Origin of the sequence: Neobacillus niacini, from assembly GCF_030817595.1 — a bacterium.
In the GTDB taxonomy this organism is placed as follows: Bacteria; Bacillota; Bacilli; order Bacillales; family Cytobacillaceae; genus Neobacillus; species Neobacillus niacini_G.
On the sequence record NZ_JAUSZN010000001.1, the window covers coordinates 950732 to 962917 of the forward strand.

The 12186-nt window shown below is 42.4% G+C and carries 10 protein-coding genes; all 10 read right to left on the minus strand.

What is annotated here, in order from left to right:
• Positions 1-62: 62 nt before the first annotated feature.
• The 10 genes from QFZ31_RS04790 to QFZ31_RS04835 all read right to left on the minus strand — a co-directional run bounded on the left by QFZ31_RS04790 (position 63) and on the right by QFZ31_RS04835 (position 12173).
• Positions 63-1640, minus strand: a complete 1578-nt coding sequence (locus QFZ31_RS04790; protein ID WP_307301335.1) for a SagB family peptide dehydrogenase — start codon at positions 1638-1640, stop codon at positions 63-65.
• Positions 1641-1662: 22 nt separating this feature from the next.
• The gene (locus QFZ31_RS04795; RefSeq protein ID WP_307301336.1) at positions 1663-3609 is read right to left on the minus strand and encodes a TOMM precursor leader peptide-binding protein; all 1947 of its coding nucleotides are present in this window, start codon (positions 3607-3609) and stop codon (positions 1663-1665) included.
• Positions 3606-5525 carry a putative thiazole-containing bacteriocin maturation protein gene (locus tag QFZ31_RS04800; protein ID WP_307301338.1) on the minus strand — a complete coding sequence of 640 codons (1920 nt, stop codon included), beginning with the start codon at positions 5523-5525 and terminating at the stop codon, positions 3606-3608. Before QFZ31_RS04800 ends, QFZ31_RS04795 begins: the two co-directional genes overlap by 4 nt.
• A 174-nt stretch (positions 5526-5699) precedes the next feature.
• Positions 5700-6083, minus strand: coding sequence for a heterocycloanthracin/sonorensin family bacteriocin (locus tag QFZ31_RS04805; protein ID WP_307301340.1), 384 nt, complete (start codon positions 6081-6083; stop codon positions 5700-5702).
• A 267-nt stretch (positions 6084-6350) separates the two neighbouring features.
• A complete protein-coding gene (locus QFZ31_RS04810; RefSeq protein WP_307301342.1) occupies positions 6351-7121 on the minus strand; it encodes a 3-oxoacyl-ACP reductase in 771 nt (256 codons plus the stop codon).
• 9 nt (positions 7122-7130) lie between these two features.
• A complete protein-coding gene (locus QFZ31_RS04815; RefSeq protein WP_307301343.1) occupies positions 7131-8135 on the minus strand; it encodes an ABC transporter substrate-binding protein in 1005 nt (334 codons plus the stop codon).
• Between the two features lie 14 nt (positions 8136-8149).
• A complete protein-coding gene (locus QFZ31_RS04820; RefSeq protein WP_307301345.1) occupies positions 8150-8893 on the minus strand; it encodes an ABC transporter permease in 744 nt (247 codons plus the stop codon).
• Entirely contained in the window at positions 8890-9633 is a 744-nt protein-coding gene (locus QFZ31_RS04825; protein WP_307301346.1) for an ABC transporter ATP-binding protein, read from the minus strand. Before QFZ31_RS04825 ends, QFZ31_RS04820 begins: the two co-directional genes overlap by 4 nt.
• A gap of 9 nt (positions 9634-9642) precedes the next feature.
• Positions 9643-11091, minus strand: a complete 1449-nt coding sequence (locus tag QFZ31_RS04830; RefSeq protein ID WP_307301348.1) for an acyl-CoA reductase — start codon at positions 11089-11091, stop codon at positions 9643-9645.
• On the minus strand, positions 11088-12173 hold the full coding sequence (locus tag QFZ31_RS04835; protein ID WP_307301349.1) for a long-chain fatty acid--CoA ligase: 1086 nt from the start codon (positions 12171-12173) through the stop codon (positions 11088-11090). Before QFZ31_RS04835 ends, QFZ31_RS04830 begins: the two co-directional genes overlap by 4 nt.
• Between the last annotated feature and the right edge of the window lie 13 nt (positions 12174-12186).

Below are 12186 nucleotides of genomic sequence, written 5' to 3' on the forward strand. Positions count from 1 at the left end.
AACTAACAACATTTCTTTGAAACTTGTAGAAATGTCGTCAGTTATTTTACTTTTTTACGTTATTAACTACACAAACCTCCCAATAACCAAGGACGTTGTCGGTAGGGACCAATCGGAATTTGAATTAAGCTAGTCTTTCCTTGTGGTTCCATCTTGTAAATTTGATCACACAGGTTAGAATCATACCCGAGGAGCGGGTGCCCTCCCATTCCAACGGCTCCTGACGATAAGAGTAATCGTTGCACGAGCATACCTGCTTCCATTTGTTGGATTCGATATCCTCTGTACCCAAGTGTAGTTTTATAGTAATCCTTTACTCCTGTGACATGTATGCAGATTGGTACTTGGAGCAAATTCACATTATATAACGACATGCCTGATTGCAGTAGCAGTCGATGATCTCCGAGATGGACCTGACGTAATGAATGAGTAGTGCTGTCATATTGATACGCACCATTAGGAATTCCTTCAACATTATACAAACAGACATTAAGCGAGACACGCGGCTCGTGCTTCTTGTGCGCAGCTTCCAAATCATTTCGATACAAAAAGGAATCCGTTGCCTCGTGGAGCAGATTTGCCAGTTCGACCTGAGTTACCTTTCCCAAAATGAAATCCATATCTGGAGAAAATCGGTTTCGACAAACAGATCCCAGATCATACGACAGCCTCTCCACATGAGGCAGAGCTACTGCTTGACCCTCACTAATCACATTTTCCTTCGCCTCGATCAATGGAAACTTTGTTGTAGAATTCAACATGGACACTGCATTTAACTTGGTTAACATCGGATACTCTTTAACTCTTTGTGACCGGACGTAATGATTCAGCTTAATCGGTTTCAATTCTTGGCACAACTGTTCTGAAGATACCATTCTGTCCATTTCTCTCCCATTGGCTGACCAAATAGTTGGTTCCGCCGATAACGGGATAACTGCATACACGCTCTCTTCTTGTTCAGATAATCCAAGCAAATGATTAATGGCCCGATCAAGAAATTGGAAGTATACCCCAGATTCAAAGCCAAACCGTTTCGATACTTCCAATAATTGTCCAATTAACACACCCGCATCCAACCCCTGCAGTCGGTAGGCAAAATTGTTGTATTTAAAAAAATTTTTCCAAAACATAGTCGATACAAAAACAGTCCCAAAACATGATGAAATCTCACAACGATTACCAAGAGCCCTGGCTATATAAGAATCGAAATCTCCTTCCCTCAGCAATACTAAGCGATGGTGTGCCACATCATAATGATATACCCCTTTTGGCAAATCCTCGATTTTCAAATATACGTATAATTCGTTTGGATACAGTGCTCCACCAGAGGGAGCAAACCTCCTGTATGATTGCATAAGTTCTCTTATATTCTCTGTAGAATCTAAGCTAAAGACTGATTGGCTAAATTGAGTAAGGCCATAAACATACCAAAGAAAATGCCCTATTTTACGCTGGTCAGGAATGGAGGGTTGGTTTTGTCCTTCAAGTGTCAGTGGTACTTCTAAAGATAATGAAACCACTGGCAAACCGCGGTATAGTTTATAGGGAAGCGGTTTGTCTTCCCAATCCACTTCCCAATTTGGGATGCTTGCCTTCTCAATATCAAAATGTAAATTATGCAAAAATTCATCTAGACTCATACTCTATCCTCCTAGTGACTGCTTATGGAAACGGATGAGGATGTGGATTGAGCTGTTCCGCTGTCAGCGGTTCCTTTGAATATCCAAGTTCCATAGGTACCCTGAACACTCTCTCCAACCCTGTTACACGGGTAAGGTGATGTCCGAATGTCATCGGCAGCATCCCTGGAATTAACACTTTCACACAATACAGTCCGTTTCGAATCGTTTCCGGTGTTGTCTGGTCAACCACAATCACATCGAGGTTTAATCGGCGAAATTCTTGAAGAATATCCTGCAGATCCTGCGTAAGATCTAAATGTTTTGACTTCCACTGGAATTCCTCGTGAAACGGTCGTAATGGGCGATTTTCTTCAAGCAAAAACTGCAGGCGCTCTTCCGCTTCCGGCAAACCGTACATCATTCCATGGTCATCCATTTGCTGCACTAAGGAAGAATCATGCAGCATTCGTATATACTCCTCCTGGTTCTCCTCTAATTTCTCATCCAATGACAGCATCATGCCAGCTAACTCGTGAACTGCAGTTTTCACCGCCCGTACCGGGTCCAAATGAGATCCGGCCGCACAGATAAGGTTCATTCCTTTTTCCTTTCTGTTTTTCGCTATGGCCAAAATACTTGGAATTCCGTGCTCCATGGTAGAATTATATAAATATAGGTCATATCCCGCGACCGCACGCATCCGTTCAATCATTAACATGAGCTCTGTATCTTCAATTGAGTTTGGTTCAATACGCGGGAGGGGCATCTGCGCGTACCAAGTCATCAGGAACGAATCACGTTCCACCACTTCCAAAATACCATAGAAAATGGCTTCTTCTCGACTTCCACCCAACGCGCATCCATTGGAAGTTTCATAGACAAATCCTCGTGACCCGCAGCCCAAACTATAATAGGCAAGCAACTCTGGAACCAGAATCGGTCGCTGCTGTAAAAACGAATATCCCCATACCCAATCTATTGATCGATCTGGATCAAATTCTGTAAATGGAAAACCAGGTTTCTCATACTGTTCCTTGGCGTGTACACCCACCTCGATCGGATTGAGTGCTTGATTTTTTAACTGGTTATAACTGTTATGAACCACTGTCTTTTTGCCTCGGGGCTCAAGTCCACAGTACCGCTCCAATCCTTCCAAAATGGCCGTTAATTCACTAACCGCGAAAGAGTTAGTCCGTCCTGCTGTTCCCTCATCCCCATTGAACAAAGGCAAATTAACACTTACATCAGCAAAAGGATGCACGAGGTTAACCATTTTATTATTCAAAAGGCCTGTTCGAGGATCCAAATAGTCTTTTATGAGAACATTATTCAGGTCATCTAACGAACGGCTGCGAAAACTGTCGTTGGTAACCTTCGGACTTTGCTGAAGTGATATTCGAGCCATGGCTAGTGAATCTTCAGGCAATTGACTGCATACCTGACACAAGGGTACGGGCAAAAACCTGTGCCAAGAACTCTTCAACGTTTTTAGATTGATAAAACATACCTTTCCCTCTGATTGGGCCTGATTTCCTTGGATAATTCTTTGGACCTCCGCCGCCATCAGGTGAGCCAAGTGTAAGAGACCTGCACGTGCTGCCCAAACTTCCTGCTGCATTTCTCCCGATAACTCCAACCTTTTTTGTATCTCCCACATCTCTTTCCGGTCGTGACCTGCCATATGACGCCTCAAATCAGCGCATTGTGAACATCCAGGCGTCCCCGGTCGAACAAGAGGTCCTAATACGCCCTCTCCAAAAGAAACAAAACCTCTTAGCCAAGGAGTGTTGGTTCGACGAAACACCTCTTCTGCTTTTTGATGAAGGGAGGGACTCCATGCATCATGTAAAACCAATGCCAAATCAATATTTCCGGGTACGATTGCCCCGAAATCAGTTTGGCGAAATATCAAGTATTGAGATGACAGTTCCTCACACATGTGGTCTGCCAGCAGCCCTTCTCCTACAACCAACATGACAGCACTCACCTTAATCCCTCCTCTTGAACCAATATCCCAAATATCCCTGCCAATCCATCTTTCAAAAAAGGTTCCATTTCTAGTTCATATACAAATAACTGCTTTTCGTTCCGTTTTAAGATTTCCATAGCATTCAGTAAGTCCTCTGGCTGTATTCTTTCTTCACTCGCAGGAATTTCAATCTTTAGTGGCACTTTTTCATCCGGAATCATAGATGAAACCTCCAAGGATCGTGCCATAACGTAGTCCTCTTCATTTTGCAAATTAAAAATTGCCTGTTTCAGGGCATTTCGTAATGCCATCGTGATATTCAAATCGACACTGCCATACCATCCGTCATTTGTTCCAATCCACACAGCCGGGAATCCAGAAACTTCCTCACCGATTCCAATAGTCGGTGCTCCCTGCAATGTCGTCAGTGCCTGCAAATAAAAACGACAGCGTTCATCTTCTACAGAACTTAACTGCACAGGGAGGACTGAATACTCCTGTTTAAGACTTTGAATGATCAACTCCTCGTCCAAACACTTTTGCAATCCCCGGCAAACACTTTCTGCGAACGATTCACCTGCTCCAACCTCCACTTCCGGTGGCAGATCGAGCAAACCGACTATGTTTGATACATACGCTTCAATTCCGGACAAACCCGCTTCCCTTCTTGCCTCCTCATGTGTCAGACCTGTACAGACGATAGGATCCAAGAGTTGAGATGGCCCCTCCTCCATTGGGTTGACTGTTTGAATTCGGCATTGAGCTAACGGCAGCTGCCTTAAATCCCCCTCCTCCCAAATATGAAAAATGCCGGTTACCTTTGAGGTCAACTGGTTGAATGCCAGAAGTAATTTACCCGGATCCCCTCTTTCCGTTCCTTGTGCTAATCGATTATCTAAATCTTCTATCAATCTAGCTGATATTTGTCCTGTCACCAGTGGATGAGGCATGTACCAATGCCAGTTTCCTTCTAACGATTCCAAATCTAGAAGGAAGAAATTATTCCTATGTGCCTTTTCGGATACGCCGGTTACGTCTTTAAATAATTCAAATACGATGACATTAGCCAACATAGCTCCAGCTGTGGAGGAGAAATCGGATAATGGCTGGTTTTTGTAGAGAGCCGATTGGTGAATACGTCGCCATGCAGACTCCCAGCATCCTTCTGAGTCTGGATACACTAATGGACCCGCTAAACCCGCCTGTTCTAAGCAAATAGCAGGGAGAAACACTTTACCCGCTTCCCTGCTAACCCGATGTAGAAGCCGGAGTTCCTCTACATCGTCCTTTTGTGACACATACAAAATATAGTCAAATGGTCTTATAATCTCCTCCCAGGAAATTTCCCCTTGCTGGTTTAGTGTGACCTCTTCAATCTCCACTTCAGCGTCTGTTTTACGCGTATGTTCCACAAGTTCCATTAACCGCCTTCTATTGGTTTGAACACTGTCATTGATTAGCATATGGAACTTGGGCAATCCAGAATGAAGTAAGGAAGAAACCAATGAAACTAAAAAAGGACCAGAACCTACTGCCAACACTTTTGCCTGACGATAGGTCTGAAAACGAAACGCTCCCGAATCAACCAAATTGTCTACAAATTCAATTTGCGATGCATACTTTTTTAGAACATGTTCCTTCAATTGGTGCGAACGGTCTTCGCTAACATCTCGAGCAAACCCATTTCGATATAGTGCCTCTGCAATTTCAAACACTCTATCTCGGTATGCCGCCGGCAATCCGTTGGTCAAATAATCCAAGGTATAATCGCCATTAAACATTGGTATCAGCTTTTCAACCCATTGATCGATCATACTGCCTTCCATACGAAATGAGCTTACATTGTTCCGAAAATACACACCACTGTTTGGATCAGGGAGAAAAAACGTGTCCCTTTTCACCTTCAGACGCACAGAAGGGTTCATATTTGTCATTTCCGCTCCTCCTTAGCCTTAGCATACTTCATTTATAATTATCATCACTATCATCCTATGTACTGCAATTTGTCCCTTATGTTAATTGTTGTAGAGAAGAAGCCCCTGCAAAAACTGCAAGGGCTCTTCTCCTCTCCATTTCTAGGTGGAGTCTTTGTTAAAAATCTATTGTTATCAACCGCCGCAACGATGGCCTCCGCCACCACAACGATGACCGCCTCCGCCGCAATTGTGTCCTCCGCCGCAATTATGGCAACGATGGCCACCGCAATTATGGAAGCAATTATGGAAACAATTATGAAAACAATTATGGAAACAATTATGGAAGCAATTATGGAAGCAATTATGGAAGCAATTAAAGCAACTAAAACATCGCCCAATACTGCTAATACCACCAAAACCGCCAAAACCTCCTAAACCACCAATACCACCAACACCGCCTAAACCACCAAATCGATTTGGATCAGTATAGTACATGCTTGGGTCAAAAGGAACTGCCTCGGTCGCTTGGAAATCGCCAAGACTTAAGCCCTGGAGTTGACTTTGGAAATCATTCATTTCAATACCTCCTAATATATTTAAAAAAGGGCAGCGGCAACTTGAAACGGGCACAGAACAAACTTGAAAATAGGTTAATACCGCTATACCTTCCCCAACAAAATATGTATAATGGGTGGGTATTGCTACTAATATAAAAGCCTATTTTATTGTTTCAAACCTTCAAGGTTGAGAAAAGAATGTTCTAAAGATAAATAGGAAAAGAGGCCCAGCTAAAGGCCCCTATTATTCTATAAATCATTTACATAAGATTTTGAATAAACTATCCTAACTCATGACGAGCCCACCATCAACAAACAGTGTCTGCCCTGTCATAAACTCACTCCATTCGGAGGATAAGAACAAGACGGGTCCTACAATATCCTCCGGTTGGGCAATCCTCCTTAACGGGGTTTGGGCTATGATCATTTCCTTTACTTCTTCTTTTGTTTCTCGGCTTGCGTCGGTTGGGTACACCAAACCAGGTGCCACACAATTCACTCGTATCCCAAATGCTCCTAATTCAACGGCAAGATTGCGGCTAAACCCCATTAATGCTGATTTAGCTGTTGTATAATCATGATAAGGAATAATTGGCCGTTCCACTAAGTTTGTTACGATATTAACGATGCTTCCTCTGGTTTGTTTTTTCATTAAGGGGATGGCTTGTTGACATACATAGTAAGTAGATTTTACTGCTCCATCGATTTGTTCCTGATAGTCTTCCCATTTTAATTGAGAGAACATTTTTCGTGTATCGGGATTAAACATATAGGGTTTAAAGGCATTATTGACCACTACATCTAATTTGCCTACTTCTAACTCAATTTGCTTCATCATACGGTTAACATCCGATTCAGATGTAACGTCTGCTTGAATCGCCCAAGCATCACCACCAAGTTCAAGACAAGAAGCCACTGTTTTTTCTGAAGCTTCTTCATTTTGAAGATAATTAACAATGACCGTTCCTCCTTCTGCTGCAAAACCTCTCGCGATGGCTGCTCCAATTCCTCTGCTTGAACCTGTAACTAATACGGTTTTACTCTCAAATTTTCCCACATGCTCCTCCTATTTCAAAAGGTCTTCAACAATTACTTCTGACAAATGTAAATCCTTATCAATTAGTCCTAACTTTTTATAGATATCAGCACCCTGTTGTAGGACATCGACTTCTAATGCTCCTAATCCTTTTTCGCTAGTGGCATCCGAAATACTGGCTTCGTTTCGCAGTTTAATAATATCTAAATTATGTTTTTCATCCTTGCCGTCAATTGCATAATTTACGGCTAAAGCAGCAGCTTCCTCTGGTTCGTCAATCATCCACTCCGCACTCGTTTGATAGGCTTTAACAAACTTTTTCAGTAAATCCTTTTTTTCGTTATACGTTTTTTCTGTGACCACGAAAACATCGCTCGGGACATTTATATGATCCTTTACTTCAAGGACATTAACATCCACCAATCCCTTTTCCTTTGCTGTCACTAAGCCAGTGTCCGTTGCAGCCGTGGCATCAACCTGACCTTGCATTAACGGGGCAAAATTCAAAAGACCTGTTTCAACAATGGTAACGTCCTTTTCGGATAGGCCTGCTTGGTTCAATAGAACAAGAAGATTTTGCCTGGTACCACTGGAAAGGCTATACACGCCAATCTTCTTCCCCTTTAAATCCTCTGGGTTCGTGATATTTTTTTCTTTTAAAGACACAACATTGAATACGTTTTGAGGATAAATATTATAAATAACCTTTAATTTCTCCCCCTGATTTAATGCAAAATAGAGAGACCCTGGATCGGTAAAGGCAATATCGGCCTTACCTGAAAGGATATTTTTTATCGCATCTCCTCCCCCTGCACCTGTAATAAATTCAATATCTAAACCCTCTTTTTTAAAAAAATCTTTTTCCTCACTTACTAGTAGGTTCGTTTGTTCTGAAATCGGCTGACTCCAGCTGGCGATTTTTACTGTATCTTGCTCTGTTACTGCAGCGGCTTGCTGCTTATTATTAGAACCACAAGCTGTTAACAACAATACGAGGATGATGACGGCTGCTGGAATACTTCTTTTCAATTTCATTTGTAATAAACTCCTTAATGATTTCTATATTTAAATATGTGACGTTCAATAAAATAAATCAGTTGATAGAGAAAGGTTCCAAGTATGGTAATTAAAATAAGCACCGAAAACATTAACGGTGTGTCCATCATCCCTTGGGAAGCGATAATCAAAGCACCTAATCCCTCACTGCCTCCGATAAATTCCCCCACTACAGCACCGACAACAGCGAGGACAACGGCAACCCGAAAACCAGCCATGATACTGGGCAGCCCTGCAGGTATTTTTAATTTAAACAAGGTTTGCCATCGGTTGGCCCCTAACACCCGAAACAATTCTAATTTTTTAGGATCTGTGTATTGAATGGCAGTAACAGTATTTTCCATTAACGGGAAAAAGCAAATTAAAGCAGTTATGACAACTTTTGACGTCATTCCAAAACCAAACCAAAGAATAAATAATGGCGCCAGCGCAAGTTTTGGAACAGCTTGACTTGCTATCACATAAGGAAATAATAGCTTTCGGATAAACTCCACTTCACCCATCCAAATGCCCGTAAGGATTCCTAATAAACTCCCGAGAAAAAGTCCAATGACAATTTCCAAACTGGTTCGGAGAATATGGGGGGTATAATAACCACTCGTTAATCCCTCTATCAGTGTGGTGACCACAACGGACGGTGCTGGAAGGACCAGTTCGGACATTTGCTTGGCCAGCATTTCCCAGAGTAATAGAATCAAGATGAATAATAACCAGGAATGTATTGATACTTTTTTCATCTTTGTCCTCCACTAATGGCCGTTCGGATTTCCAGGCAAAGCTGACTAAACTGCCCGGAATATCGACTATCTGGTGTGTGCCGGTCTTGCAAATCTACAAAAAGTTCATGAATGATTCTCCCTTTATCCATAACCGCAATCCTGTCTGACAAATAGACCGCTTCTGAAATATCATGGGTAACAAATAACACCGTCATTTGATGGAGTTCACAAAGCCGGAGAAGATCATCTTGAAGCTCCTCTCTTGTGATGGCATCAAGAGCTGAGAAAGGCTCATCCATATAAAGCAAGGTCGGCGATCCGATGAGCGCTCTTGCAATCGATACTCGACTTTGCTGTCCGCCAGATAACCGAGTTGGGTATTCCTTTGTTAAATGAGATAGCCCCATTAAGTCTAATAAGGATTCTGCTTTTTCTACATGTTCTTTTGTTACTTTATGTTTAAGAGAAACGGGTAAAAGAACATTATCCATTACTGTTTTCCATTCCAATAAAGTTGGTGACTGAAATACAAAGCCTATTTTTTCTGAAGGTTTTATTCTTTCACCTTGTAACAGAATTGAACCCTCATTTGGGGTTAATAATCCTGCCGCCAGCTTTAATAGCGTTGTTTTTCCACAGCCGCTTTTACCTAGTAAACTGTGAAACTTTCCTTTTTCTACATCGAAACTTACAGCATCGACAATCAGGTTATTTTTTGCATAGCTGTAACGAACATCTTGTAAACTCAAATAAGCCATTTCTGCCTCCTAATCAATATAAGCTGCAAAATACTCCGCATACTCTTCCGCTGAATGCTCAATATCAACCATTTGAACCAAATCTAGTAAATTAAACCTGCCATCATGATGCCAGCCTGCTTCAGGAGAAGTCATCTTCCCAAGAGCAGTAATTCTTGTTACACCGATATTTCCAAACTTTTCAGCCCATCGAAACAGGTCCTTCGGAGCGGCAGCAATACCAGCACTTTGTAAGAATTTACGATAGTGCTGGATACTTGGCAAAATGTCCTCTAACTCATCAAAAGCAATAACTTTCACCGTACGGTTGGAACAAGTTGGTGAGAACGCAGCACCCTCTTCATAAACAACGGTCCAATGGTGATCCGTTTGACCAAATACTTGTTTCGCAGGGTTTGAAAAAGAAGATACCTCTTCTTGGTTACGCCAATGGACGGCGGCTGTCATTTCTTCTAAGGTAAGAGTGCGCCTCGGGTAACGTTTTTGATAACTTTCTAGTTCCTGTGCAAGATACTGCGCAAACTCAGCCGGTGTTACATTTCCCCCTTTTTGAACATAGAAAATATGTGGGGAATAACAGCCTTGTTGATCAAATTGGATGATATCAAATGCGGCTTGATGAGCAGTGGCTAATGCTTTCCGTGAGTCTAGAGCAGCGTTACTAATTACCCCGAAACTGACTTTATGTCCGAATGGCAGGAAACGAGTGGTGACAGGAATTCTTCTACTCATGGATTCTAGCGAAGTATTACTTCCATAGCCGACGACAACATCTGCATATCTAAAAATCTCCTTTTCTCGTGCCTCATCTCCACCCTTCCACCAGACAACCGCCAGGCAGTCTTTTAATTGGGGAGCCACTTCGACTAGAACCTGTGCGAACCAGCCAGCAAACAACGGCTCGGCACTCGATACCTTGCCAATGTTGCCAGACTTAACCAATAACCCTGAAATCAGACTCCATAAGGGGAGTGCGGGTACATTTCCAGCCCATACATGGAGAATCAAGTCGGGTCCCACTGCTTTTGAATATCCCCTTTTTACGCGAGGCTGGAAACCATCTAGCAGCAAGGGATTTCCTAAGTCCTCGACCACAAAACGCTGCAGCTCATGTTTGCGGAACTTTTTTAAAAAAGAAGTAAGCCCCAGGCGAATCATTTCTTTATCGTATCCGGTAACAATTGGCAGCAGCATTTCTGCTTTTTTCCGGTAGGTTGAATGACGATCGAGCAGAACTTCTATGGCGGAGTCAATGATCGAAATTATCTCAGTGATACTCATGTTTTTTAATACTTCTGAACTTGCTGTTTTAACCTTTTCTGTCACCAATTGCATTTGCTCCATAGTAAGTTGTGGCGCTTCTACCTCAAGCACTTCACCCTTTCTAGTAAAGGTAAGAATCTTGGTATCTATGATTTCTTCCCCGATATCAGGAAGGTATCCAACTCTTTCTCTCATCGTGTTGGCTCCGTGGCTGCCTTGATAAATTCCTCAACGGCAAGCGAACAGCCCTTTGCCTCAGTTCCTTGGACCCTGCCTAATAGAAGGAACCCCTCACCAACCTTCATACCTAAGTCTTCGGTCAAAATAGTACTAACAGAATTAAAGTTTGCCAGATCACAATGGACGATAACCCCACGTTCCCCCTCAGCCACTTCTTTACCTGTTAACGGATGTATAATTCTCGTTTTCAGCCAATGAGGACCGGATTTAATAGATGGAACCTGTTCATTTCCAGTGTCATATAGCTGTGAACTTAACTCCGTCATACCGTACATATTGATACAATCTTTTCTCGGGACACCTAGTACTCTCGATAACTCGTGATAAAACTCGCCGAGTTCCCATTCTTTTGACTGATTTTTAAATCCACCTGTATCTAAAATCTTACTTCCAGCCGGTAATTGAAAGCTGCGGCCGATTTTTGCGAGTTCTTCGAACAGATGAACAAAACTGAACGAAGCTCCTAATATTGCATAAGGTTCATCTGAACGTTCTGCATGCTCCAATTCTTGAATCAGCCTCTCAAGGTCAATCCCATTTTCACCTAGAAGATAGTGACTCTCCTCTGTACCAAACTCCTGTTTCGCAAGCGCTAAATAACGAGCTAATGAGGAATTTGGCATTTCTTCCTCCGTCGGAAACAGAATCCCCATGCGGATTTTTTCCGTTTCTTTCATAAAACGCTGTTTAAAATAGGTTTTCATCGATAGATTCCATACTTGTAAGGTCGGATGATAATGCTTCCCTTTCACACCTTGTGTGGTGCCGCTTGTCATAAAATACCTTTCTGCTTCTTCAGGCGGCGTACAGGTCAGGGCCACCTCTTTAAATGCATTAATCGGCACCGCTGGAATGTCCTTCCATGATTTCACTGTCCGTATGGTTTTGCCTTTTTGCTGACAGAACTTCCGAAAGGGAAGGTTATTTGTGTACTGATAGGCGAATAGTTGTAAGGCATAATGATTAAACTCATCGTCTGATAACGAATCTGATTGTAAGACCGTCATTAGTTGATTAATGATTTGCTGCAGTTCCATGATGGTACTTCCT

Bases quoted from the DNA above. Each gene is read 5' to 3' on its own strand.
- QFZ31_RS04815 (WP_307301343.1), bottom strand. From the start codon at position 8,135: ATGAAATTGAAAAGAAGTATTCCAGCAGCCGTCATCATCCTCGTATTG.
- QFZ31_RS04835 (WP_307301349.1), bottom strand. From the start codon at position 12,173: ATGGAACTGCAGCAAATCATTAATCAACTAATGACGGTCTTACAATCA.
- QFZ31_RS04790 (WP_307301335.1), bottom strand. From the start codon at position 1,640: ATGAGTCTAGATGAATTTTTGCATAATTTACATTTTGATATTGAGAAG.
- QFZ31_RS04830 (WP_307301348.1), bottom strand. From the start codon at position 11,091: ATGAGAGAAAGAGTTGGATACCTTCCTGATATCGGGGAAGAAATCATA.
- QFZ31_RS04805 (WP_307301340.1), bottom strand. From the start codon at position 6,083: ATGAATGATTTCCAAAGTCAACTCCAGGGCTTAAGTCTTGGCGATTTC.
- QFZ31_RS04800 (WP_307301338.1), bottom strand. From the start codon at position 5,525: ATGACAAATATGAACCCTTCTGTGCGTCTGAAGGTGAAAAGGGACACG.
- QFZ31_RS04820 (WP_307301345.1), bottom strand. From the start codon at position 8,893: ATGAAAAAAGTATCAATACATTCCTGGTTATTATTCATCTTGATTCTA.
- QFZ31_RS04825 (WP_307301346.1), bottom strand. From the start codon at position 9,633: ATGGCTTATTTGAGTTTACAAGATGTTCGTTACAGCTATGCAAAAAAT.